Annotated in this window: 21 protein-coding genes; 8 read left to right on the top strand and 13 right to left on the bottom strand. The window is 32.5% G+C overall.

The window, feature by feature from the left end:
• Positions 1-57: 57 nt before the first annotated feature.
• The 7 genes from CLCY_RS13485 to CLCY_RS06985 form a co-directional block, all read right to left on the bottom strand.
• Positions 58-1,797 (bottom strand): methyl-accepting chemotaxis protein, encoded by a 1,740-nt coding sequence (locus CLCY_RS13485; RefSeq protein ID WP_082141742.1) that lies wholly within the window; start codon positions 1,795-1,797, stop codon positions 58-60.
• A 302-nt stretch (positions 1,798-2,099) separates the two neighbouring features.
• Positions 2,100-2,963: a DMT family transporter gene (locus CLCY_RS07010; RefSeq protein ID WP_048570416.1), complete on the bottom strand. Its 864-nt coding sequence runs from the start codon at positions 2,961-2,963 to the stop codon at positions 2,100-2,102.
• A gap of 630 nt (positions 2,964-3,593) precedes the next feature.
• Positions 3,594-4,367, bottom strand: a complete 774-nt coding sequence (noc, locus tag CLCY_RS07005; RefSeq protein WP_048570664.1) for a nucleoid occlusion protein — start codon at positions 4,365-4,367, stop codon at positions 3,594-3,596.
• Positions 4,368-4,641: 274 nt separating this feature from the next.
• Positions 4,642-5,355 (bottom strand): 16S rRNA (guanine(527)-N(7))-methyltransferase RsmG, encoded by a 714-nt coding sequence (gene rsmG, locus CLCY_RS07000; protein WP_048570415.1) that lies wholly within the window; start codon positions 5,353-5,355, stop codon positions 4,642-4,644.
• A 3-nt stretch (positions 5,356-5,358) separates the two neighbouring features.
• Positions 5,359-7,260 carry a tRNA uridine-5-carboxymethylaminomethyl(34) synthesis enzyme MnmG gene (gene mnmG / locus CLCY_RS06995; protein WP_048570414.1) on the bottom strand — a complete coding sequence of 634 codons (1,902 nt, stop codon included), beginning with the start codon at positions 7,258-7,260 and terminating at the stop codon, positions 5,359-5,361.
• Positions 7,261-7,270: 10 nt separating this feature from the next.
• Positions 7,271-8,653: a tRNA uridine-5-carboxymethylaminomethyl(34) synthesis GTPase MnmE gene (gene mnmE / locus CLCY_RS06990; protein WP_048570413.1), complete on the bottom strand. Its 1,383-nt coding sequence runs from the start codon at positions 8,651-8,653 to the stop codon at positions 7,271-7,273.
• 730 nt (positions 8,654-9,383) lie between these two features.
• Positions 9,384-9,809: a MarR family winged helix-turn-helix transcriptional regulator gene (locus CLCY_RS06985; protein WP_048570412.1), complete on the bottom strand. Its 426-nt coding sequence runs from the start codon at positions 9,807-9,809 to the stop codon at positions 9,384-9,386.
• A 172-nt stretch (positions 9,810-9,981) separates the two neighbouring features.
• Between CLCY_RS06985 and CLCY_RS06980 the strand changes: the two genes are divergently transcribed.
• Complete coding sequence (locus CLCY_RS06980) at positions 9,982-10,482, top strand: CarD family transcriptional regulator (protein ID WP_048570411.1); 501 nt, start codon at positions 9,982-9,984, stop codon at positions 10,480-10,482.
• A 489-nt stretch (positions 10,483-10,971) separates the two neighbouring features.
• On the opposite strand, the gene jag is transcribed toward CLCY_RS06980, so the two are convergent.
• The 5 genes from jag to rpmH form a co-directional block, all read right to left on the bottom strand.
• Positions 10,972-11,664, bottom strand: coding sequence for an RNA-binding cell elongation regulator Jag/EloR (jag, locus tag CLCY_RS06975; protein ID WP_048570410.1), 693 nt, complete (start codon positions 11,662-11,664; stop codon positions 10,972-10,974).
• A gap of 18 nt (positions 11,665-11,682) precedes the next feature.
• Complete coding sequence (gene yidC, locus CLCY_RS06970) at positions 11,683-12,555, bottom strand: membrane protein insertase YidC (RefSeq protein WP_048570409.1); 873 nt, start codon at positions 12,553-12,555, stop codon at positions 11,683-11,685.
• Positions 12,556-12,570: 15 nt separating this feature from the next.
• Positions 12,571-12,786: a membrane protein insertion efficiency factor YidD gene (gene yidD, locus CLCY_RS06965; protein WP_048570663.1), complete on the bottom strand. Its 216-nt coding sequence runs from the start codon at positions 12,784-12,786 to the stop codon at positions 12,571-12,573.
• 5 nt (positions 12,787-12,791) lie between these two features.
• Complete coding sequence (gene rnpA, locus CLCY_RS06960) at positions 12,792-13,133, bottom strand: ribonuclease P protein component (protein WP_048570408.1); 342 nt, start codon at positions 13,131-13,133, stop codon at positions 12,792-12,794.
• Between the two features lie 66 nt (positions 13,134-13,199).
• The gene (gene rpmH / locus CLCY_RS06955; RefSeq protein WP_048570407.1) at positions 13,200-13,334 is read right to left on the bottom strand and encodes a 50S ribosomal protein L34; all 135 of its coding nucleotides are present in this window, start codon (positions 13,332-13,334) and stop codon (positions 13,200-13,202) included.
• 548 nt (positions 13,335-13,882) lie between these two features.
• On the opposite strand from rpmH, the gene dnaA reads away from it, so the two are divergent.
• The 7 genes from dnaA to gyrA all read left to right on the top strand — a co-directional run bounded on the left by dnaA (position 13,883) and on the right by gyrA (position 22,902).
• Positions 13,883-15,250 (top strand): chromosomal replication initiator protein DnaA, encoded by a 1,368-nt coding sequence (dnaA, locus tag CLCY_RS06950; protein WP_048570406.1) that lies wholly within the window; start codon positions 13,883-13,885, stop codon positions 15,248-15,250.
• 257 nt (positions 15,251-15,507) lie between these two features.
• On the top strand, positions 15,508-16,617 hold the full coding sequence (gene dnaN, locus CLCY_RS06945) for a DNA polymerase III subunit beta (protein ID WP_048570405.1): 1,110 nt from the start codon (positions 15,508-15,510) through the stop codon (positions 16,615-16,617).
• 84 nt (positions 16,618-16,701) lie between these two features.
• Entirely contained in the window at positions 16,702-16,911 is a 210-nt protein-coding gene (locus CLCY_RS06940) for an RNA-binding S4 domain-containing protein (protein ID WP_048570404.1), read from the top strand.
• A 14-nt stretch (positions 16,912-16,925) separates the two neighbouring features.
• Positions 16,926-18,035: a DNA replication/repair protein RecF gene (gene recF, locus CLCY_RS06935; RefSeq protein ID WP_048570403.1), complete on the top strand. Its 1,110-nt coding sequence runs from the start codon at positions 16,926-16,928 to the stop codon at positions 18,033-18,035.
• A 53-nt stretch (positions 18,036-18,088) separates the two neighbouring features.
• Entirely contained in the window at positions 18,089-18,376 is a 288-nt protein-coding gene (gene remB / locus CLCY_RS06930; RefSeq protein ID WP_048570402.1) for an extracellular matrix regulator RemB, read from the top strand.
• 21 nt (positions 18,377-18,397) lie between these two features.
• Positions 18,398-20,308 carry a DNA topoisomerase (ATP-hydrolyzing) subunit B gene (gene gyrB, locus CLCY_RS06925; protein WP_152668127.1) on the top strand — a complete coding sequence of 637 codons (1,911 nt, stop codon included), beginning with the start codon at positions 18,398-18,400 and terminating at the stop codon, positions 20,306-20,308.
• Between the two features lie 140 nt (positions 20,309-20,448).
• Complete coding sequence (gene gyrA, locus CLCY_RS06920) at positions 20,449-22,902, top strand: DNA gyrase subunit A (RefSeq protein WP_048570400.1); 2,454 nt, start codon at positions 20,449-20,451, stop codon at positions 22,900-22,902.
• 117 nt (positions 22,903-23,019) lie between these two features.
• Here gyrA and CLCY_RS06915 read toward each other — a convergent pair whose 3' ends face one another.
• Positions 23,020-23,517 (bottom strand): hypothetical protein, encoded by a 498-nt coding sequence (locus tag CLCY_RS06915; protein ID WP_048570399.1) that lies wholly within the window; start codon positions 23,515-23,517, stop codon positions 23,020-23,022.
• Positions 23,518-23,861: the final 344 nt, after the last annotated feature.

The following is a 23,861-nucleotide window of genomic DNA, read 5'->3' as shown; positions in this document are numbered from 1 at the left end:
AAACCTTTTGAACAAACAAAAGGTTTTTTCTTATTTCACATGAAACATGTATTTATACTATACTTTAAATTTAGAAATCGATACTTCTAAGTTATTTGATAACTCTACAAGGTTACTCATTGAAGATGCCACCTCTTGAATTGAAGCTGTTTGTTCTTCAGTAGTAGATGCTACTTCCTCTGTACCTAATGCGCTTTGTTCTATTATACCTACTATATTTTCTAGAAATTTTTCTGCTGATATTGCATTTTCATTTATTATCTTAGTTTCATTTGCCACTTCTTTTATTTTACTTGCAACATCAAAAACAGATTCACGGATTAGATTAAATGAGTCATCGATTATCTTTAGTGAAGCTTCTTGTTCATCTATTGAAGTTTTTGTGTCACTTACACCATTTACTGCCTTTTCAATATCAATTTGCACCTCTTCTATAAGGTTGCTTATTTTTAATGTTGATTCCTTTGAAAGCTCTGCAAGTTTTTTAACCTCATTAGCAACAACAGTAAACCCACGACCAGCCTCACCAGCTCTTGCGGCTTCTATTGAAGCATTTAGTGATAATAGATTTATTTGTTCTGTTATTCCATTAATAAACTCTACTACTGTTCCTATTTCCTTAGACTTCTTAGAAAGCTCAGAAATTACATTAGTAACATCCTCAGATGCATTCTTTGTAGTAGACATTTTTTCACTTTGATCCTTTATACTTATGGTCCCATTATTAACTATTTCCATAGCACTACTTGCAAGTTCATCTATATATATAGTATTTTCACTTATATGATTTAATCCTTCTACAACACCTTTAACAGAACTACTACTTTCCTCTGCAAGTTCTACCTGTCTTGATGCTCCATTAGCTATATTACTAATTGTTGTTGCAACTTCTTCAGATGCAGCACTTACCCTATCAGTTGCTTCCATAATCTCACTTGATGATGCAGCTACAACTTCACTTGTTTTCTTAGCCTCTGAAATCAAGTCTCTAACCCTATCAATAAACCTATTAAATCTTTCAGTTATTTGACCAAGTTCATCCTTCTTATATATTTCTCCCTTAATAGTAAGGTCTCCATCCTCAGCCTTTTCCATTAATAGATTAAATTGATCTATAAACTTAGTTATTCCTCTATATGTTAAAGTTATAAGTATAGCAAAGAATATAATCAGTATGATACCACCAGTAGTCATAACCACTAAACTCTTATTAAATTCACTTGTATCTTCATTTGCTTCTTTTACCATCTTTTCAGTTTCTGACTTTGCCTTATCATCTATATAACTTACTAGCTTATCCATGTTCTGTGTTGGACTTCTATCCATACCCTTTACCATAGTATCTACTATTTTATAACTTTGAGGGTTTTTCTTATCGTAGCCTTGTATTGCCTTAGTGTACTTATCATATAAGTATTTATGGTCACTTAACAATGTATCTACTAATGAAGTATCCATTCCGCTCTTAGACATGTTAATCTTTATATTGGATATACGAGACTGAACATTCTCATATTCCTCAGTAAATTGTGAATAGTACTTATCAAATGACTTTGGATCATTACCACGTAATAATATATTTTTCCATTCCTGTACCTGTATCTTAAAATGTACTTGAGCTTGTCTAGAATGGTCTACTAGATTAATATACTTAATAGTTGACTCTAGCCTTATCTTGCTCTTCTCATCAAAGTTTTTAAATTTATACCATGTAAAACTACTAATAGTAATTATAAATACAATAACAAACCCTATTAGTGCATATAACCTTACACCTATACCCTTATTCCCCTTCATCTAAAACTTTCTCCCTTCATAATAATCAATAAATAAATCTCTTATTTATTGACTTTTCAAAACCGTTATTTATTATTTAAAAAATGTTAAATTCCATTATAAATTGACACCACTTTCTGACAATACTATTAATATATCGTACTGTAGTCATTGATTAAATAAACATTTTTTTACATTTATGCTTTTTTAGTAGGATTTAACATATTGTTAACATATATCCTATTAAATATAAGTATTTTCTTAGTTATATAAAAAATAAGGATAATGTTTCACGTGAAACATTATCCTAAAAATCATAAATTCTATTTTTCCTTTGCAAGTATGATGGTAGATATAACTATAAAAGCAGATCCAATTACTAATGAAAAGCTTAGATTCTCTCCAAATATAATTATTCCAAGTATTATACTTATGATAGGCTCTAGTGTTGCAAGTATTGAGGTTGAAGTCGGTCCTATGGTTTCAATTGCCTTTAAAAAGAATATAATTGCAAGTATTGTTGAAACAAGTGCTATTCCTATATATGAAAAAACTATCCCCGCATTAAACTTTAATACTATAGTGTCACTAAAAACTCCATACAAAAGCATACCTATGAAAGCACCAAAACTAACATACATAGTTGCTATTCTATTGTCTATGGAAGTTATTGTTTTAAATCCTAAAGCAATAATACTCACAGAATAAGTTACCCCTGAAGTTAATGCTAAGATTACACCTATAATATCTAACTTTTGATTTTCAAAGGCAATTAGTGAATAAAGCCCTATTCCTGCAAGAAGTAATGAAATTAACTTAACCCTACTTACCCTCTCCTTAAATACAAAAATGCTAATTAAGCAAACCAAAGCAGGATATATAAAGTGAAGTGTAGTCCCAAGTCCTGCACCTAATGTAACATAGGACATAAATAAAGTCTCAGTAGTAACTGTATACCCTACACCCCCAATTAAAAGCAGAACTATAAACTGCTGTTTAGTAATCCTGATGTCAATTTTCTTATAAATTAAATATGCTAATAAAACCACCCCTGCAATTAAAAACCTAAATAACAATATAGATGTTGGATTAGACCCACTAGCATAGGATAGTTTTCCGAAAATAGGGCTAAGACCAAATGCTGCTGAGGACATAATTGCATAGAGTATTCCTTTGTAGTTGTTCATGATTATCTCTCCAATTTTAGTGTTATGTAGGAAGGTGTGGTGGTGCAGTCCGACGAGATCTTCAAGAAGAACTTCTAATCCTCACAAATGCGATTACCTTAAGTGCGACATCTAAATCGCTACTCTAGCCGATGTCTTCTAAGGGTAATCACATTTGATTCGGATAGAATTTCTACCTCTAGACTCTATGACTTATATAAGATATACACTACTTGCAATGACACTTTTCCTACATAACTGAATTTGATTTAACCTTTTTCATATTACTTATAATTAGAAAACGGTTTTTCCATTACTATTATATCAAATAAAATAGCATTTATATCTGCAACTCCCATTATAAAAAACTTCTCCACTACTAAGTCTTTTTATATGGGAAAGGTTTCTTGGTAAGAAGCAAATTAGCCTTATGAAGGTGCTTGAGTTTTAAACTAGAGGTTGTTGTTTTGAATATAGGCCTTAGCCTTAGTAGATTTCATATGTTTGAGCGTAGCGAGTTTATGAAATCCCTTAGGCTAAGGCCTATATTCAAAATTTACAACCTCTTTTTAAAATCTCACTGCCACCTTTAGAAGGCTAATTTGCTTCTTACCAGACCACCAATGCCATATAAAAAAGGCGCAGATTTCTCTACGCCTTTGGTATTTTAACTATGATTTCTAAGCAATCTTCCTTTTCCCTATGCTTATACTGAGCTTTTATTCCACTCTTATCCATAATTTGCTTTAACGTGTTTGTTATTATTTTAGGATTTATAGACCATCTATACTTACTCTCTTCATCAATATCTATATCTTCGTTATCTAACATACTTTCTATCAACTGCTCTGTTTTCTTTACACTAAGTCCTTTTGTTACTATCTTCTCTATTACTTCAAATTGTAGTTCCTCTGTAGGAAGCTTTAATAGTGCTCTTGCATGTCTTTCTGTAAGGTCATTTTCTAGTAAGCATAATTTTATATTGTCACTAAGCTTTAATAATCTTAATTTATTAGCTATTGTTGATTGCTTTTTACCTATTTTGCTAGCAAGCTCCTCTTGGGTAAATTCATGATCTCTTATTAGGTTATGATAACCTTCAGCCTCTTCAATATAACTTAAGCCTTCTCTTTGAAGGTTTTCTATAAGTGCTAGAACTGCTGATTCAGTATCTGTTAAGTTTACTACTATTGCTGGAATCTCTGTTAATCCAGCTAACTGAGATGCACGAAGTCTTCTTTCCCCTGCAACTAATTCGAACCTATCTCCCATTCTTCTAACGGTAATAGGCTGAAGTACTCCATATTCTCTTATAGACTCTGAAAGCTCCATTAATGCCTCTTCACTAAAAAATTTACGTGGCTGATAAGTATTCTGTCTCACTTGTATTATTGGAACATTTATAACTTCTCTTTCAGCCTTCATTTCCATATCACTCTACCTCTTTACAAATTATTTTATAATTTCAATCAAAATATAAGGTGTAGAGAAGATACTCCACACTTCCTATTTATTCCTTTATTATATTATAATGCCTTATACCTATATTTTCTATATAATTCATGTTTTCCCTTCCAAATATGATAAAAATTTTATCATAAATCCCTATATTAACTAAATATATTGTCTATAAACCATATAAAAAAACAGCCTCATACCTAATGTGTATAAAACTGTTTTCTAAAATTTTATTATATTTCTATAGTGGTTTTTTATCTATTTGTTTTGGAACCCTTGGGAATCTAGCCTCTGTTGATTTATGCTTTTCTACAACTATTAAGTTATGCTTTATATCTTCCCCAGGTATTGTTGTTTCTATTATTTCTCTGCACTTTCCACCTAAAGTCCCTACTGCATTTCTAGCATCATTAAGTTCATCATATCCTGAAGGTCCCTTTAATGCAACGAAATGTCCTCCTACCTTAACAAATGGCATACAATATTCTGATAGTACTCTCATATTTGCAACAGCCCTTGCTGTAGCTATATCATACTTTTCACGAAGGGTCTTATCACGTCCACCGTCCTCTGCTCTCATGTGGACACATTTTACTCCCTCAAGTCCAGCTTCATTACATACTGTTTCTAGGAACTTAATTCTTTTATTAAGTGAGTCTAGTAGTGTTAGCTTAATATCTGGACGAATTATCTTAAGTGGAATACCAGGAAATCCTGCCCCTGTTCCAACATCAATAACCGTTGCTCCCTCTTCTATAACATTTGACTTAAGTATTGCAATTGAATCTATAAAGTGTTTCTTTATAACTCCCTCATCATCTGTTATAGCTGTTAGATTAATCTTTTCGTTCCATTCTTGAAGTAGGTTTTTATATGTCATAAACTGCTTAACCTGTTCATCTGTAAGATCTACTCCATATATGGCTGCTCCCTCTTTAAGCATGTTTTCTATCATAAACTATTCTCCTTGCTTAGTATCTAAATTTGGTCTTTTTCTTCTTACTTGTTCTAAGTGTATAAGTAGAACTGATATATCCGCTGGAGATACACCTGAAATTCTTGAAGCTTGACCTATATTTTCAGGTTTTACTGCTTTAAGCTTTTGCTTAGCCTCAAGTCTTAACCCTGATATATCATCAAAATCTATATATTCAGGAATCTTCTTCTTTTCAAGTTTTCTATGTGATTCTACTTGTTCTATTTGCTTGTCTATATAGCCTTTGTATTTAACTTGAATTTGTACTTCCTCTTGAATGCTTAGTGGAAGGCTAACATCGCTATCATCTAGCATTCTCACCATACTATAGGTAATTTCAGGTCTTTTTAAAAGTTCATAAAGTGATATTCCTGTTTTTAATGGTGAGCTGTTATTTTCCTCAAGTATTTTGTTTCTCTCTTCATTTGGTCCTATTGTAGTTGACTTAAGACGCTCTATTTCAGTTTCTATCATTTGTTTTCTTTCTGTGTACTTTTCCCATCTATAATCATCTACAAGGCCTATTTCTCTACCCTTTTCAGTAAGTCTAAGGTCTGCATTATCCTGTCTAAGGATTAATCTATATTCTGCTCTTGATGTTAGCATTCTATAAGGTTCATTAGTACCCTTTGTTACTAAATCATCTATAAGAACTCCTATATAAGCATCTCCTCTGTCTAGAATAAGTGGTTCCATTCCCTTAACCTTAAGTGCTGCATTAACCCCTGCTATAAGCCCTTGAGCTGCAGCTTCCTCATATCCTGATGTTCCGTTTATCTGTCCACCGAAGAATAGGTTCTCATATGACTTAATTTCTAGTGAAAGGTTAAGTTGGACTGGATCTATACAATCATATTCTATAGCATATCCTGATCTCATTATTTCACAATTTTCAAGTCCCTCTACACTTCTAATCATCATTTCTTGTATGTCCTCTGGGAATGATGATGATAGTCCTTGAATATATACTTCCTCTGTATTTCTTCCCTCTGGTTCTAGGAATACTTGATGTCTTTCCTTATCTGGGAATCTCATAACCTTATCCTCTATTGATGGACAATATCTAGGACCTACCCCTTCAATTGTTCCGTTATACATTGGGGATTTATCTATATTATCAGTTATAATCTTGTGAGTACCTGCATTAGTGTATGTTAAATAACACTGTACCTGATCCATATTGCACTCTTCATTTAGGAATGAGAAAGGAATAACCCTTTCATCTCCTGGTTGAGGAATAACCTTTGAATAATCTATAGTACTAGCCTTAATTCTAGCTGGAGTTCCTGTTTTAAATCTTCTAAGTTCTATTCCCATTTCCTTAAGATTCTCTGAAAGGAAGTTAGATGAAGCCATACCATTTGGTCCACTTAGGTACTGAACATCTCCTACTATAATCGTACTTCTTAGGTATGTTCCTGTAGTTATAACAACCGCATCTCCATATATAGCTGGTACAGTTCTAGTTTTAACTCCTATAACCTTATTCCCATCTAATATAAGAGACATAACCTCATCTTGCTTAACCTCAAGGTTTTCTTGTCTTTCAATTGCATACTTCATTCTTTGTTGGTATGCGAATTTATCAGCCTGTGCTCTAAGTGAATGAACCGCTGGTCCCTTTGATGTATTAAGCATTTTAGATTGTATATATGTTTCATCTATATTTTTACCCATTTCTCCACCTAGGGCATCAACTTCACGAACTAAATGTCCCTTAGCTGTTCCTCCAATTGATGGATTACAAGGCATGTATGCTATGCTATCTAAATTTATAGTTAATATAAGTGTTTTAAGTCCCATACGTGCTGAAGCAAGCCCTGCTTCACATCCTGCATGACCTGCACCTACAACTATAACGTCGTACTTCTTTCCTTTGTACATATTTCTCACCTTACTTTCCTATACAAAAATCACTAAATATCTTATCTAATATATCCTCTGAATAAGCTTCACCTGTTATTTCTCCAAGCTTTAGGTATGCATCTTTAAGTTCAACAGATGCCATATCAAGTGGCATACTCATGTTTAGTGTGTTATACCCTGCCTCAAGACTTTCCTTAGCCTTAAGTAATACATCTCTATGTCTAACATTTGTTATATAAACATCACTAATAGATATGCTACCACTGTTAACAAGGTTTGCTATTTTATCCTTAACCTCTTCTATACCCTCTTCAGTATTTACAGATGTATATACTATAGAAGTGTCATTAAATCTTTCTTTAATGTAGCCTAAATCAAGTTCTCCCTTAAGGTCCATTTTGTTAATGATAACTATAACCTTCTTACCATTAACAAATTCTATTATCTCCTTGTCCTCTTCCTCAAGAGCACGTGAGTTATCAAGCATTAAAATAACAAGGTCTGACTTTTCGATGTATTCCTTGCTTTTCTCAACTCCTATCTTCTCAACTACATCCTCTGTTTCTCTTATACCTGCAGTGTCTACAAGCTTTACAGGAATGCCTTTTATATTAACATACTCCTCGATAACGTCTCTAGTGGTACCTGGAATATCTGTAACAATGGCTCTTTTCTCCTGTAAAAGTGTGTTAAGAAGGGAAGACTTCCCTACATTTGGCTTACCTACAATTATAGTGTTTAAGCCCTCTCTATATATTTTCCCTGCATTTGAGTTATTAATAAGTGTGTTAACATCTGATATAACCTCACTTATAGCTACTTTAACCTTATCAGATATAACATCCTCTATATCATCCTCTGGAAATGCAACAGCAGCCTCAATGTGTGCCAAAGCATCTAAAAGCTTAGCTGAAACTTCCTTAACTTTCTTAGAGGTTTTACCCTGTGACTGTTCAAGAGCTATCTTTGCACTTTCATCTGTTTTACTTCTTATAAGGTCAATAACAGCCTCTGCCTGAGATAGGTCTATTCTACCGTTTAGAAAGGCCCTCTTGGTAAACTCACCAGCTTCAGACATTCTCGCACCGCTTTTTAATACAGTTTCAAGAACATTTCTAACTGAAACTACACCACCGTGGCAGTTAATCTCAACAACATCCTCTCTAGTATAGGTCTTTGGACCCTTCATATATATAACAATAGCCTCATCAACCTGCTCATTAGTTTCAGGATCATATATATATCCATACTTTACAGTATGGCTTTCAAAATTCTCAAAAGCTTTCCCACTCTTTAATTTAAACACTTTACTTAATATATTAAGGGAATCACTCCCTGACATTCTTACAATACCTATTCCACCCTCCCCTGGGGCAGTTGAAATAGCAGCAATAGTATCATCTAAAAACATACTAACACCTCTCAATTAAAATCATTATTACATTATATCAAAAAACCTTTTATTCACATAAATTTCATCATATTTATGAAAATTTATATTTATGCATCAACCTATCTTAATAGTTTATCCTAAACTCACATAATCTATAATTTAAAGTTATCCACATAGTCTATAATAAATTATAAAATAGAATTTATCCACAGAATATTAATTTAAAATAAAAATATATATTTTATAAAAGTTATACACAGGCTATTTAAATTCTAAATAATAATATAAAATACCTACTTATCCACAGGAAAACAAGCTATATTTCCTTAAATTACTAGCAAAAAATATCATAAATTACTGCTACCTGCAGCTATATTACTTACATAAATCTACTATATCTTTAAATAAATACTCCTAATTCTAAAGCTATTTTTAATGCATTTCTTATTGGTCTGTAGGGCCTGGTTTCTTTGCAATTAGTGCTGGCTCAGGCTAAATCAGTGGAGACAAAAACTAGGGATTCTAACTTTCATAAATACCATTAGTCTTAGATAGTTCATATGTTTGAGCCCTAGCGAGTTTATGAATTATCTTAGGCTAAGGGTATTTGTGAAAGTTAGAATCCCTGTTTGAAGTACTCGTCGATTTAGTCTCAGCCACCATTAATTACAACACCACCACCCCTACATCAAAAGATATAAAAAAGCCGCTTAATCCTAAGCGGCTTTAAAATCTATATTTACTTAACTTATATCCAATCTTGCTTTAACAAATCCTTTAGGAAAATCATATTCTCTCTGCCAATTTTATCAGCTATATTCTTTACTATAGTTTCCTTAAGCATTTTATTCTTCATATAATACTTTTCTCCAAGCCTTGTGAGTCTAAGACACTTATCCCTATTATTATTCTCTACATTGTGTATTTCAATAATGCCCTTAGACTTTAAAGTCTTAATGCACTTATGGGTTGCCTGTCTACTTATATCAATGCTATGGGCTACCTCTGCGATTGTTGGCTGGCTTCCATATGCCATTGAAATGATAAACCATTCGGAATTGGTAATAGAGATGCTACTTTCATCATTCCACATATCTTCGCTAAGCTTCCTTAAACTCATATGTTTTTCACTAATTAAATCTATTAAATCAATATTATGTATTGGTATATTCATATTTATTTATCTCCCATCTAGAGGTTTTATAACACATAATTTATTGATGATTTCCATCCTAAGTGGGAGTATATACTTAAAGTTTTAAAATGTCAACTAAGTTGACAAAATATTTTTAATATGTTACTCTTAAATCGTCAACTAAGTTGACAATTAAAAGGAGGTTGAATATATGTTTGATCAAGGCGACTATGTTATGTACCCATTTCATGGGGTATGTAGTATTGATGAAATAAGTGAACAGGTGATAGGGAAAGTTAAAAGGAACTACTATATACTGCATCCAATTCACGAAGCTAATTCAACCATAATGACCCCTGTTGATAATGCTAAAGTAAACCTCAGGGCAATCATATCTTATGAAGAAGCAAATGAAGTGCTTAATTCTATACCAAATATAAATATGACATGGACTGTAGATAGAAATGCAAGAAATAATGAGTTCTCACAGATCATAAAGGAAGTAAATCCTAATGAATTAGCAAAGCTAATTTGCCTTCTTACTGCAAAGAAATCAGAAGCAAAACTTTTAGGTAAGAAATTTTCTGAATCTGATGATAAAGTCCTATCTTCTGCTAAGAAGCTACTTTTCTCAGAATTATCAATGTCATTAAATACAAATTTAGATGTAGTAAAAAGCGAATTTTCTAAAAGAATTAACGTTGAAAGCTAGTATTAGGCTCTTTTTGCAGGTTAGAAGTTCTGTTAAATCACTATAGATTTAACACAAATGCTTCTACTTGCAATGTTAAAGCCCACTAATCTAATATAAACTAAAATCCCTTGAGATATAAATCAACGACTTTTCACATCAATATATACTTACTTATTTGACTTTATATAGTACTTTCCTAAAGGAAAACTTCCAAATAGATATTCCCTATTTCCATTGGTATATGTCTAATCTATAATTATATTATTTTTCTCATATATAATTCCGCTTACTACTCCAGTGCAGTTCTTAAATTGTAATTTAATAGTTTTAATAGTGATGGATTAGAAGAGAGTGAATCTCTTAATACTATTTCTTATAACAAGACTAATACATATGGAACATATCTAGTTAAATCTAATAAATATATCTCTCCTAAAAAGTTTCAATTTGAAGGTAGATAAGTAAGATAAAAGGGCTGCTTCATTTCCTATGAAGCAGCCCTTTTATCTATTTTTTAAGCTCTATAACAACCTTTCTAAAAGGTTCTTCACCTTCGCTCTTAGTTGATATTAGCTTATTTCCTTGAAGTGCTGAGTGAATAACTCTTCTTTCATATGGGTTCATAGGCTCTAGCGTAATGCTTTGACCTGATTTCTTAACCCTTGATGCAAGCTTATTAGCAAGTCTTATAAGAGTTTCTTCTCTCTTCTTTCTGTAGTTTTCTGTGTCTAAAACTACTCTTTTATATTTATCATCCTTGTTTTCTTTGTTAACTACAAGGCTTAGTAGATATTGAAGAGCATCTAATGTCTCTCCTCTACGGCCTATTAGTATTCCCATGTCTGGGCCTACTAAGTTAACCTTTAATGTGTCCCCTTTGTCCTCAGCATGAATTTCACACATTACATTCATGTTGTTAAGTACATCCCTTAGGAACTTTTTTGCTAGTACCTCATAGTCTATAGCCTTAACTTTCTCCGCATTGCTACATATAGCCTCTTCTTTACCTTCGGCTTTATTACTTTTTGATTTAAGAGAAATTATTATCTTAGCTGGCTTTACCCCTATAAATCCTAGAAAACCTTTACTTGGTTGTTGAAGAACTTCATATTCAATGTCTTCTTTCTTTACTGAAAGTTCCCTAATAGCATTTTCAATAGCTTCTTCAACGCTTTTTCCTTCAAATTCTAAAGTTTTCATGAGACCCTTCACCACCTTTTACTCTACAACCTTACCATCTTTATTATCATCTTTGAGCTTTTGGCTCTCTTCCGTTCTTTTCTTTTTTACTGGCTTATCAGCTTTATTTAATTCTTCACTTGATTCAGCCTTTTTCTTCTTTTTCTTTTTGTATTCTTCACGTTTAGCAGCTTTCTCCTCTGCTTCCTTAGCTAATCTTTCCTCTTCTTTAGCCTTCTTTATAGCATCTTCCTTAGCCTTTTCCTTTTCAAGATACTTATTAACCATAAGTGTTTGTACCATTTGGATTACACTACTTGATATAAAGTATATTGCAAGAACCGCTTTATAGTTGATACAGATAAATAAGAATACAATTGACATTGTAATACCCATTTTGTTTTGCATCTTTTTTTGCTCTTCATCCATGTTCTTAGATGTAACTTTTATGCTTACATATTGTAGAACTGCTGTTAGTACTGGTAATATATAAAAGTTATCTGGCTTTGCAAGGTTCTTTATCCATAGAAATGGTACACCATTGAAACCGTGATATGATGAAAGAACTGTAAACATTGCAATGAAAATTGGCATTTGAACAAATAATGGTAGACATCCCTTAAATGGATTTACACCTAACTCTTTATATAGCTTTATTTGTTCTTCTTGAAGCTTCTTTGGGTCATTTTTATACTTTTCCTGAAGTTCCTTCATCTTAGGCTGGACTTCACTCATTCCCTTAGTGCCCTTTTGCTGGTAAACAAATAAAGGAAGCATTATTGTTTTAAGTATAAGTGTGTAAATCACTATGTCTAAAACATATCCAAATCCTAAATTAGTAACTCCAATTGACTCTACAAGGTTATGTATTATGTCAAAAAATCCTGTTAGCAAATTATTTAATGCGCCCAATCAAACAAACCTCCTTTAAGGTACAGGGTCATATCCCCCTTTATTAAATGGATGACACCTTAAAATTCTCTTTATAGTCATAAAAGCGCCACGAATAGCGCCATATTTTTCGATAGCCTCAATTCCATAACTAGAACAAGTAGGATAAAATCTACAACTAGGTGGCTTAAGAGGTGATATATATTTTTGATAGGTTCTTATTAAGCCTATAAATAGTTTTCTTAATAACATAGGCATTATTCCTTTGGAATTATCCCTGATTTCCTCATAAGGTGTTTCATAGCGCTCTCTACTTTATTGTAGTCAGCTGATGCGGATCTTTGTCTAGCTATAAAAATAAAGTCGTATCCTTTATTAAAGGATTCGCTATTAACTCTATAACTTTCTCTGATAAGTCTTTTAACTTTGTTCCTAATAACGCTATTTCCTACCTTCTTACTAACTGATATCCCTACTCTATTAATATCCTTCTTATTTTTAAGAGTATATAGAACAAGAGTATCATTACTAATAGATTTTCCTCTATTATATATATATCTAAAATGAGAATTTCTTTTTATTCTTTCTTCACTTTTCATTAAAATCCTCTTTCTAATAGTTAAAATAAAAATAAAATATAGAAAAAGGCCACAAAAAAAGCGGCCTTAAGCAGATAGTTTTTTTCTACCTTTTCTTCTTCTCTTCTTTAGAATGATTTGTCCAGCGTGAGACTTCATTCTCTTTCTGAATCCGTGTTCCTTACTTCTTTGTCTTTTCTTAGGTTGGTAAGTTCTTAGCATTCGAAAACACCTCCTTTTATATAATGCGGTTTCTGTTCAAACCGTACTTTCCCATTAAAATAAGATTACTATAAAGATTATATAGTTATAGGCCTAAACTGTCAAGAAATAGATATATTGTTGATATTAATTATCCCCAGGCTGTTTTTTTTGTGGATAATTGTTGATACATATTTAAAGTTTTGATAAGATAATAATACACTGTGAATAACTTTTAAATATATGTTGATATTAATCAAGTTATTCACATTCTGTGGATAAACCTGTTAATATCTTTTGGATTTTGGTAACTACTTATTATTTTTTTGCCTTTTTTTAAGGTTTTAACCTATGTTAATATTGTTGTTAGTAACTATGTTAATAATTCTAATATATTTTTAATTCTTTAAAAGTTATTAACATACTAACATCCTGTTTATAATTTTTATCCATATTGTCAACATTTAAGAAATATATAGAGATACTTGTTGATAAACCTGTTAATAAATATTATTTTTTAATATAGTAACTTTTAAATAATTTAAATTTAAAGGATAGGAGGCCATTCTATGGGAAACCCGCTTAGTGATTTATGGGATAAAACCACTAATATTATTAAATCTGAGTTAACTGAAGTAGGCTTTAATACATGGATTAGTCCAATAAAACCTCTAAAGATAACTCAAGATACATTATATATATCAGTCCAAAACGATTTTACTAAGGGAATTCTAGAGGCTAGGTATAAAGACCTTATAGCCAATGCTGTAAAATTAGTTTCCTCAAAAAAGTATGAAATATGCATTATACTTCCATCAGATGATATTTCAAAGGATTTAGTTTCTAAATCATCAGATGGCGTCCTAGGGGGAAGGGAGTCTACTGTAGAAGTAAAGGATAACTTTCCTACATCTACACTAAACCCTAAATATATATTTGATAGCTTTGTAGTCGGTAATAGTAACAGGTTTGCCCATGCAGCATCACTAGCAGTTGCTGAATCTCCTGCTAAGGCTTATAATCCTTTATTTCTATACGGAGGAGTTGGACTTGGTAAGACTCACCTTATGCATGCAATAGGGCACTATATACTAGATAGTAATCCTTCAGCTAGGGTTGAGTATGTTACTAGTGAGAAATTTACAAATGAACTTATAAACTCTATTAAGGATGATAAAAACGTAGAGTTCAGAAACAAGTACAGAAATGTAGATGTACTTCTTATTGACGATATTCAGTTCATAGCTGGTAAGGAAAGGACCCAAGAGGAATTCTTCCATACTTTTAATACTCTGCATGAGGCAAATAAGCAGATTATTATTTCTAGTGATAGACCTCCTAAGGAAATCCCAACCTTAGAGGATAGGTTAAGATCAAGATTTGAGTGGGGACTTATAGCGGATATTCAAGCACCTGATTTTGAGACTAGAATAGCTATACTTAAGAAAAAGGCGGATTTAGAAGGACTTGATATCTCTAATGATGTTATGGTTTATATAGCTAATAAAATAGTTGCAAATATAAGAGAACTTGAGGGGGCACTAATTAGAATAGTTGCTTACTCTTCACTTACAAATGCAGATATAAGTGTAGACCTTGCATCTGAAGCTCTTAAGGATATTATCTCTAATAAAACATCAAAGCAAATTACAGTTAACCTAATTCAGGAAGTAGTAGGAAACTACTATAATCTAAGGGTTGAAGACTTTAAATCTAAGAGAAGAACTAAAAATGTAGCATATCCTAGACAAATTGCAATGTATATAGCAAGAAAGCTTACAGACCTTTCCCTTCCTAAGATAGGAGAAGAGTTTGGTGGGCGTGATCATACTACTGTAATTCATGCATATGAGAAAATTTCTAACATGCTTGAAAAAGATGATAGTCTTAATGATACAATTGATAATCTTATGAAAAAAATACAGAAAAATAACTAACATTTTATATTTAATAACTTGGGCATATAATGTGGACAACTAATTTTTATGATTTTTGATGTTTATAATGTGGATAAAGTGTACATAATGATATACAAGTTATCCACATATATTTTTTGATAAGAACCTTATGTATCAATGGACTTAAAGATTATCCACTTATCAACAGCCCCTACTACTACTACTACTAATATTTTTATATATATTAAATAATAATAAAGATAAATCTAACCTGTGGACAAAGGAGGATTTTATATATGTGGTTTACGTGTAAAAAAGAAATATTACAAGAGGGAATTAATATAGCCTCTAGAGCAGCATCTAACAAAACAACTTACCCTATTCTTGAGGGGATACTTATAAGAGCGATTGATGGAAAGGTAATTCTTACAGCAACAGATCTTGATTTCGGTATAGAAACGAACATAGATGCACAGGTAACTGAACCTGGAACTATCGTTATTAATTCAAAGCTTTTCCAGGACCTTATTAGAAAGCTACCAAATGAGGACATTACACTAAGAGTTAGTGATAGAAACGTTAATATATCATGTAAAAACTCTGAATTTAATATTGTTGGAACATCACCTGAGGACTTTCCATCACTTCCTCTTATAAATGAAAATACAATGTATGAGCTTTCAGAGGATATACTTAAAAATATGATTAAACAAACTATTTTTGCTGTAGCTCAAGATGAAACTAGACCTATCTTTACAGGAATATTATTTGAAGTTAAGGAAAGCATGTTAAGTTTTGTTGCTCTTGATGGGTATAGATTAAGTATCAAGAAGGAAAGACTAGATGGTGCAAGTGATATTAATGCTGTAATACCAGGAAAAGCACTTAGTGAAATATCTAAGATACTAGATATTAAAGGGGAAAAGGTTAAGATAACATTTACTCCTAACCATATACTGTTTAATCTTGAAGGAACAAAGGTTATATCTAGACTTCTAGAGGGAGACTTTATTAATTACAGACAAATAATTCCTGATGAGTATAGTCTAAAGGTTAACGTTGATAGAGGAGAGCTTCTACACAGTATAGAAAGAGCATCACTTTTATCTAGAGAGGGTAAAACAAACCTTATAAGATTCGACATAAAAGATAATAGTATTATTATTACTTCAAATTCACAGCTAGGAAATGTATGTGAAAAGGTTGATGTTGAAACTCAAGGTGATGATATAAAAATAGCATTTAATGCTAAGTACTTCCTTGATGCCCTTAGAATTATTGAAGCAGACAACATAATACTGGAACTTTCAACTAGTGTAAGTCCATGTATAGTTAAGAAATGTGATAATGAGGATGAGGACTTTATTTATCTAGTATTACCAGTTAGAGATGCTAGTATTAAGTAAGTGATATTTTAAAATAAAATAAAAATATTTAGTATAGGACCACCTGCATGCAGGTGGTTCCTCTTAGTACAAGGAGGATATAACATGAACAAAGTAGAAATAAGCACAGAATTCATTAAATTAGACCAATTTCTAAAGTGGGTAGCTATTGCAGATAATGGAGTAGTTGCTAAGGCAATAATAGCGGATGGAATGATTAAGGTTAATTCAGAAGTTTGTACAATGAGAGGCAAGAAGCTTAGAAAGGGCGATATAGTAGAAGTTGAAGGAGTGGACTCTTTCGAAATATGTTAATCTAGGTGAATAAAATGTACGTTAAAAACCTTCAAGTTAAAAACTATAGAAATTACGATAATATTAATATAAACTTAAGTAAAAGCTTAAACATATTTCTTGGAGAAAATGCACAAGGAAAAACAAATCTAGCAGAGGCAATATATTTCTTAAGTTCTTTAAAATCCCATAGGACATCAAAAAACAAAGATATTATTGCGTGGAATAAGGATGACACATACATTAAAGCCGTAGTAAGTAGGCTTTACGGAGAGGATGTACTGGAGATTCTTATATCAAGCAAGGAAAAGAATTATATAAAGGTAAATGGAGTTAAGGCTACTAAAGCATCCGAGGTGCTTGGTAGGCTTAATGTTGTTATGTTTTCACCTGAGGACTTAAAACTTGTTAAGGAGGGTCCTGTTTTAAGGAGGAAGTTCCTGGATTTTGAGTTAAGTCAAATAAGGCCTAAGTATCATTATTTGATTAATAGATACAACAAAATACTAAATCAAAGAAATAACCTATTAAAATCTTTGCAATTTTCAAGGGACATGATAAGTACCCTAGATGTATTTACAGATCAGCTAATAGAGGCTGCATGTGACATTATGATTATGAGGCGAGATTTTCTTATTAAGATATCAGAAATATCAAAACTTATTCATAATAAAATTACAAGTGGTACAGAGGAGCTTGAAATAGAATACATCTGTGATGTTAAGGATTTTCAAAGTAAGGAAGACATAAAGACTTCTCTTGAAAAAAAATTAAAGGATAAAAGAAAGTCTGAAATAAAAAAGGGATATACACTAGCAGGTCCACACAGAGACGATATAATGATTAAAATAAACGGAATAGACGTTAGAAGCTTTGGTTCACAGGGTCAGCAAAGAAGTGCAGCTTTATCTTTAAAGCTTTCAGAGATAGACATTATAAATAGCATTACAGGTGAGTATCCTGTTCTTATATTAGATGATGTATTATCAGAATTAGATGAGAATAGGCAAAGATACCTAATAGATAATCTAAATCATGTACAAACAATATTAACATGTACAAGCGGTAGTGATGTTGATATGTTCAGCAGTGAAGACAAAAATGTATTCTTTGTAAGTAATGGAAACCTAAGTATAGGACAATGATTACTTTAATATGGTATAATCGATTAATGATTAATTTTTAAGGAGGAAGGAATATGTTCCTGCATCTTGGAGAAAATGTTGTAATTCCACAGAAAGAAGTTATAGCCATATTAGACATTGAGTCTGTTAATAGTATAGATAGTAATAAGTTCATGAGAATATCTGATGAAGAGGGCTTTGTTAAGAGAATAAACAAAGAAAAACCAAAGTCTATAGTACTCACTGAAAGAGACAAAAAGAGTATTATTTATTTATCACCTATATCATCAGTAACGCTTGTGAAGCGTAGTGATTTCAAAAGAGAAATGAATAGTTTAATAAATTTAAAACCAGGTAAGTAGTTTAGGTTAAGGAGGTAGCTTTTGGTGGATAATGAACAAAATTACGGTGCCAGTGAGATCCAGGTATTAGAGGGTCTTGAGGCAGTTAGAAAAAGACCAGGAATGTATATTGGAACTACAAGTAGTAGAGGTCTTCATCACTTAGTATATGAAATTGTAGATAACTCAATAGATGAAGCCTTAGCGGGATACTGCGATAATATAGAAGTTTCAATACTAAAGGATAACATTATAAGAGTTAGAGACAATGGTCGTGGAATACCAACAGGAATGCATCCTAAGATGAATAAACCTGCAGTTGAAGTTGTATTTACAGTTCTTCATGCTGGAGGTAAATTTGGAGGGGGAGGATACAAGGTATCAGGTGGTCTTCATGGAGTTGGAGCATCTGTTGTTAATGCCCTTTCAGAATACTTAGAAGTTGAGGTTAGAAGAGACGGAAAGGTACATAACCAAAGATACGAAAGAGGAATGGTTATGCACGATATGAAGGTAACAGGTGAGTCTAAGACTACAGGAACAATAGTTACCTTTAAGCCTGACGCAGAAATATTTGAAACTCTTGAATATGAATATGACATACTAGCACAAAGACTTAGAGAACTTGCATTCCTAAATAAGGGAATAAGAATAACTATTAGGGATGAGAGAGAAGAGGAAGTTCGTGAGGAAGTTTTCCATTATGAAGGTGGACTAAGAGAATTTGTTAAGTATGTAAACAGAAAGAAAGACGTTGTACATGAAGAGCCTATATATATCGAAGGCCTTAAGGATGACGTTATGGTTGAAATATCACTTCAGTACAACACTGGATATACTGAAAATATACTATCATTTGCAAATAACATAGATACAACTGAAGGTGGAACACATGTGGTAGGATTTAAGTCTGCCCTTACTAGAGTTGTTAATGACTATGCAAGAAAGTATAACATTCTAAAGGAAAGTGAAAAGAACCTTTCTGGTGAGGATACTAGAGAAGGTATAACAGCTATCATATCAGTTAAGGTAACTGAACCTCAGTTTGAAGGTCAAACTAAAACTAAACTTGGTAACTCAGAGGTTAGAGGTATAGTTGAAAATATTTGTGGGGATAAGATATCAAGCTTCCTTGAAGAAAATCCTCATGTTTCAAAGATAATAATTGAAAAGTCACTAATGGCTTCTAGAGCTAGAGAAGCTGCTAGAAAAGCAAGAGAACTTACAAGACGTAAAAATGTACTTGATAGTATGAGTTTACCTGGTAAGCTTGCTGACTGTTCTGAAAAGGATCCTAAGCTTTGTGAAGTTTATCTAGTTGAGGGAGACTCAGCGGGTGGTTCAGCTAAGCAGGGAAGAAGTAGAGCTTTCCAAGCTATCCTACCACTAAGAGGTAAGATACTAAATGTTGAAAAGCAAAGAATAGATAAGATACTAGTTTCAGATGAAATCAAAAACATGATTACAGCATTTGGCGCTGGAATCGGTGATGAGTTCGATGTTTCAAAAATTAGGTATGACAAAATAATAATTATGACAGACGCGGATGTTGACGGTGCTCATATTAGAACATTACTTTTAACATTCTTCTTCAGATATATGAGACCACTTATAGACGAAGGTCATGTATATATAGCACAGCCACCACTATATAAGTTATCTAAGGGTAAAAACATGTGGTATACCTACAGTGATGATGAGCGTGATGCAAAGCTTGATGAGATAGGTAGAGAAGGCGTAGAAATCCAAAGATACAAAGGTCTTGGAGAAATGAATGCAGAACAACTTTGGGATACAACAATGAACCCTGATACTAGAACACTTCTTAGAGCTACAGTAGCTGATGCTATAGCAGCTGATGATATATTCTCAGTACTTATGGGTGATAAGGTTGAGCCAAGACGTGAGTTCATAAAAGAAAATGCTAAGAGAGTTCATAACCTTGATATATAAACAAAAGTTTTAGATTTAAATTGATTAAGTACTCAATCTAAATCTTAGAAATCGTTGTCCAGGAACAGGGCGTATCTTTATTCCTAGAATAGGTATATTGAGATGCTAGTAGTTGGATAAACTAAAGAGGTGAAAAATTAATGGATGAAATTAGAGATAAGATAATAGATAGGGATATAGCAGAGGAAATGCAAGAATGCTATATTGACTATGCTATGAGTGTTATCGTAGGAAGAGCACTACCGGATGTTAGAGATGGATTAAAGCCTGTTCATAGAAGAATTCTTTATTCAATGCATGAACTAGGAATTTATTATGATAAAAAACACAGAAAGTCTGCCAGAATCGTTGGAGACGTACTAGGAAAGTATCACCCTCATGGTGATACAGCGGTTTATGATGCAATGGTTAGACTTGCACAGGACTTCTCAACTAGATATCCATTAGTAGATGGACATGGGAACTTTGGGTCAGTTGACGGTGACTCCGCAGCTGCTATGCGTTATACAGAAGCAAAAATGTCAAAGATAGCTATGGAAATTCTTCGTGATATCAATAAAGATACAGTTGATTTTGCAGACAACTTTGACGGAAGTGAAAAGGAGCCTAAAGTGCTTCCTTCAAGATTCCCAAACCTATTAGTTAATGGGTCAAGTGGTATAGCAGTAGGTATGGCAACTAACATGCCTCCACATAACCTTGGAGAAATAATAGATGGAACTGTAATGGTTATAGATGACCCTGAGGTTACAGTTAAGGATATAATGACTAAGGTTAAGGGGCCAGACTTCCCAACTGCAGCAACTATTCTTGGACGTGAAGGAATTAGAAGTGCATACGAAACAGGTAGAGGAAGAATAATAGTTAGAGCTAAGGCTGAAATTGAAGAGGAAAAGGGAAGACACAAGATAGTAGTAACTGAGCTTCCGTACCAAGTTAATAAGGCTAAGCTTATAGAAAATATAGCAGCTCTTGTTAAGGAGAAGAAGATAGAGGGAATATCAGACCTTCGTGATGAATCAGATAGAGATGGTATGAGAATTGTTATAGAACTTAAAAGGGATGCTAACTCAAGTGTTGTACTTAACCTTCTTTACAAGCATACTAAAATGAGAGATACATTTGGTGTTATAAACCTTGCTCTTGTAAATGGTGAACCTAAGGTACTTAACCTAAAGGAACTTATAGTTCATTATTTAGACCACCAAAAGGAAATCATAAGAAGAAGAAGCCAGTTTGACCTTAACAAAGCAGAGGCTAGAGCTCATATACTAGAGGGACTTAGAATAGCACTTGATCATATTGATGAAGTTATTAAGGTTATTAGAGCTTCTAAAACAACAGAAATTGCTAGAAATGCACTTATGGAAAACTTTGCTCTTTCAGAGAGACAAGCTCAAGCAATTCTTGATATGAGACTTCAAAGACTAACTGGACTAGAGAGAGAGAAGATAGAATCAGAATATAATCAACTTATGGAAACAATAGCCTATCTTAAGGCAGTACTTGCAAGTGAAAAAATGGTTCTAGATATAATTAAAGAAGAACTTCTTGAAATTAGATCTAAGTATGCTGATGAAAGAAGAACATCTATAGAAAATAATATAGATGAAATTAATATAGAAGACCTTATAGATGAGGAAGACGTAGCTGTAACTATTACACATGCAGGTTACATCAAGAGACTTCCAAGTGATACTTATAAGAGTCAAAAAAGAGGGGGACGTGGTATACAAGGTCTTGCAACTAGGGAAGATGACTTTGTTGAAAACCTATTTATCACATCAACTCATGATAATATACTATTCTTTACTAACCTTGGACGTGCATACAAGCTTAAGGCATATGAAATTCCAGAAGCAGGTAGAACAGCTAAGGGAACTAATATAGTTAATATACTTCCACTTCAACCTCAAGAAAAAATAGAAACAGTTATAACTATTAAAGAGTTTGAAGAGGATAAGACCCTTGTATTCGCAACGCGTAAGGGTGTAATTAAAAAGTCAAAGCTAACTGAATTTGCAACAATAAGAAAAACAGGTATAAATGCTATAACACTTAGAGAAGATGATGAACTTATAAGTGTTAAGCTTACAGACGGAACTAAGAATATAACAATAGTAACTAGAAACGGATACTCAATAACATTTAAGGAAACAGATGTTAGATGTATGGGTAGAACAGCTTCAGGTGTTAAGGGTATAACTCTTAGAGAAGATGATATAGCTGTAAGTATGGAAATTGCAGAAGAAGGACATGACCTTCTAGTAGTTAGTGAAAATGGATTCGGTAAGAGAACAAGCTTTGAGAATTACACAGTACAAGGCAGAGGCGGAAAAGGTGTAATCACATATAAGGTAACTAAGAAAACAGGAATTATAATAAGCGCTAGAGCAGTTGAAAATAGCGACGAAATTATGATAATAAACAATAGCGGTATCATAATAAGACTTGAAGTTAGCGGAATATCTACAACAGGTAGAAATGCAATGGGTGTTACACTAATGAGAGCAGATGACGGTCAAAAGATAGTTTCTGTTGCAAAGGTTAATACAAATGATACTGATATAGATGATGATGAAATTCAAGAATAAATTTTTTAGACCACTTACAAATGTAGGTGGTCTTTTTTATTTATGGGGATTATAAGCTCTCTTTGAAGGTCTCGTCGGTTTACCTAAGCAATTAACTAATGAATCACCCTTATCTCACTAATTATCACAAATAACCACAATCTTATAAGGCGTTGTTTGTGCAGGAATACTTTTAGTAGTTGGTCCGTATACAACAATTAGGTTTCTATTTATAGGACACTTTGTAAACTCTTGTCCGTTTTCTAATATTACAGAAGTGTATGGAGCAATATTTAATTTAAGCATTCCATCACTACTTATTAGGTTACTATTAAAGTAATCTACCTTAACATTTTGATAATGTGTATTTTTAGCCATAATAAGAGCCCTATATTGTGGTGGATATATAAGAGGGACAGGTGCATTTCTATCATAAAACCCAGTTACTATATCCCCTACCTTTATCATTACATGATCTACAAAGTAAGTAGTTGGGGATACTATAAAATTAACTATTGAGTCATTATTATCAATAAGGGATACGAATTTGTAACATCCTAAGTCTTTTCCGCTTTGATTTATAGGGAAATCTTCTATAGACTTAACTCTACCTTGAAAAGAAGCATAGCTTTTCATTTAATTCCTCCATAATAAAAAATAATATACCTATATAGAATATTCATGTATAAGCCATTTTGTTAATATGTTTTACAACAACTTATTCTAGTGTGTCATAAGTAGTATATAAAAGAAAAAGGAAGTATATTAGAGAAATATAGGTAATATTTTCGATAAAATGGATATATTAAATGTATATAATAATATATAAATGGTAAGATATATCTTGTCGGAGCGAGAGCAAAGACAACTGAAACGAAATAAATTTAAAAAGTTTAAAAGTAAATGTTGACAAGTAAGTCAATTGCTGATAAACTAATCAAGTACTTTGGTCATTGAAAACTAAACAGTAACTATAGCGA

Origin of the sequence: Clostridium cylindrosporum DSM 605 (assembly GCF_001047375.1) — a bacterium.
Lineage (GTDB): Bacteria > Bacillota > Clostridia > Clostridiales > Caloramatoraceae > Clostridium_AB > Clostridium_AB cylindrosporum.
This window is presented reverse-complemented; position numbering and strand designations above follow the sequence as displayed.

What these genes read in the sequence shown, in the direction of transcription:
- CLCY_RS07010 (WP_048570416.1), bottom strand. Translation starts at nt 2,963, where the DNA reads ATGAACAACTACAAAGGAATACTCTATGCAATTATGTCCTCAGCAGCA.
- CLCY_RS06985 (WP_048570412.1), bottom strand. Translation starts at nt 9,809, where the DNA reads ATGAATATACCAATACATAATATTGATTTAATAGATTTAATTAGTGAA.
- CLCY_RS06915 (WP_048570399.1), bottom strand. Translation starts at nt 23,517, where the DNA reads ATGAAAAGCTATGCTTCTTTTCAAGGTAGAGTTAAGTCTATAGAAGAT.
- jag (WP_048570410.1), bottom strand. Translation starts at nt 11,664, where the DNA reads ATGAAAACTTTAGAATTTGAAGGAAAAAGCGTTGAAGAAGCTATTGAA.
- rnpA (WP_048570408.1), bottom strand. Translation starts at nt 13,133, where the DNA reads ATGAAAAGTGAAGAAAGAATAAAAAGAAATTCTCATTTTAGATATATA.
- mnmE (WP_048570413.1), bottom strand. Translation starts at nt 8,653, where the DNA reads ATGTTTTTAGATGATACTATTGCTGCTATTTCAACTGCCCCAGGGGAG.
- remB (WP_048570402.1), top strand. Translation starts at nt 18,089, where the DNA reads ATGTTCCTGCATCTTGGAGAAAATGTTGTAATTCCACAGAAAGAAGTT.
- rpmH (WP_048570407.1), bottom strand. Translation starts at nt 13,334, where the DNA reads ATGCTAAGAACTTACCAACCTAAGAAAAGACAAAGAAGTAAGGAACAC.
- yidD (WP_048570663.1), bottom strand. Translation starts at nt 12,786, where the DNA reads ATGTTATTAAGAAAACTATTTATAGGCTTAATAAGAACCTATCAAAAA.
- rsmG (WP_048570415.1), bottom strand. Translation starts at nt 5,355, where the DNA reads ATGATAGAAAACATGCTTAAAGAGGGAGCAGCCATATATGGAGTAGAT.
- mnmG (WP_048570414.1), bottom strand. Translation starts at nt 7,260, where the DNA reads ATGTACAAAGGAAAGAAGTACGACGTTATAGTTGTAGGTGCAGGTCAT.
- CLCY_RS13485 (WP_082141742.1), bottom strand. Translation starts at nt 1,797, where the DNA reads ATGAAGGGGAATAAGGGTATAGGTGTAAGGTTATATGCACTAATAGGG.
- CLCY_RS06980 (WP_048570411.1), top strand. Translation starts at nt 9,982, where the DNA reads ATGTTTGATCAAGGCGACTATGTTATGTACCCATTTCATGGGGTATGT.
- noc (WP_048570664.1), bottom strand. Translation starts at nt 4,367, where the DNA reads ATGAAGGCTGAAAGAGAAGTTATAAATGTTCCAATAATACAAGTGAGA.
- dnaA (WP_048570406.1), top strand. Translation starts at nt 13,883, where the DNA reads ATGGGAAACCCGCTTAGTGATTTATGGGATAAAACCACTAATATTATT.
- dnaN (WP_048570405.1), top strand. Translation starts at nt 15,508, where the DNA reads ATGTGGTTTACGTGTAAAAAAGAAATATTACAAGAGGGAATTAATATA.
- CLCY_RS06940 (WP_048570404.1), top strand. Translation starts at nt 16,702, where the DNA reads ATGAACAAAGTAGAAATAAGCACAGAATTCATTAAATTAGACCAATTT.
- gyrA (WP_048570400.1), top strand. Translation starts at nt 20,449, where the DNA reads ATGGATGAAATTAGAGATAAGATAATAGATAGGGATATAGCAGAGGAA.
- recF (WP_048570403.1), top strand. Translation starts at nt 16,926, where the DNA reads ATGTACGTTAAAAACCTTCAAGTTAAAAACTATAGAAATTACGATAAT.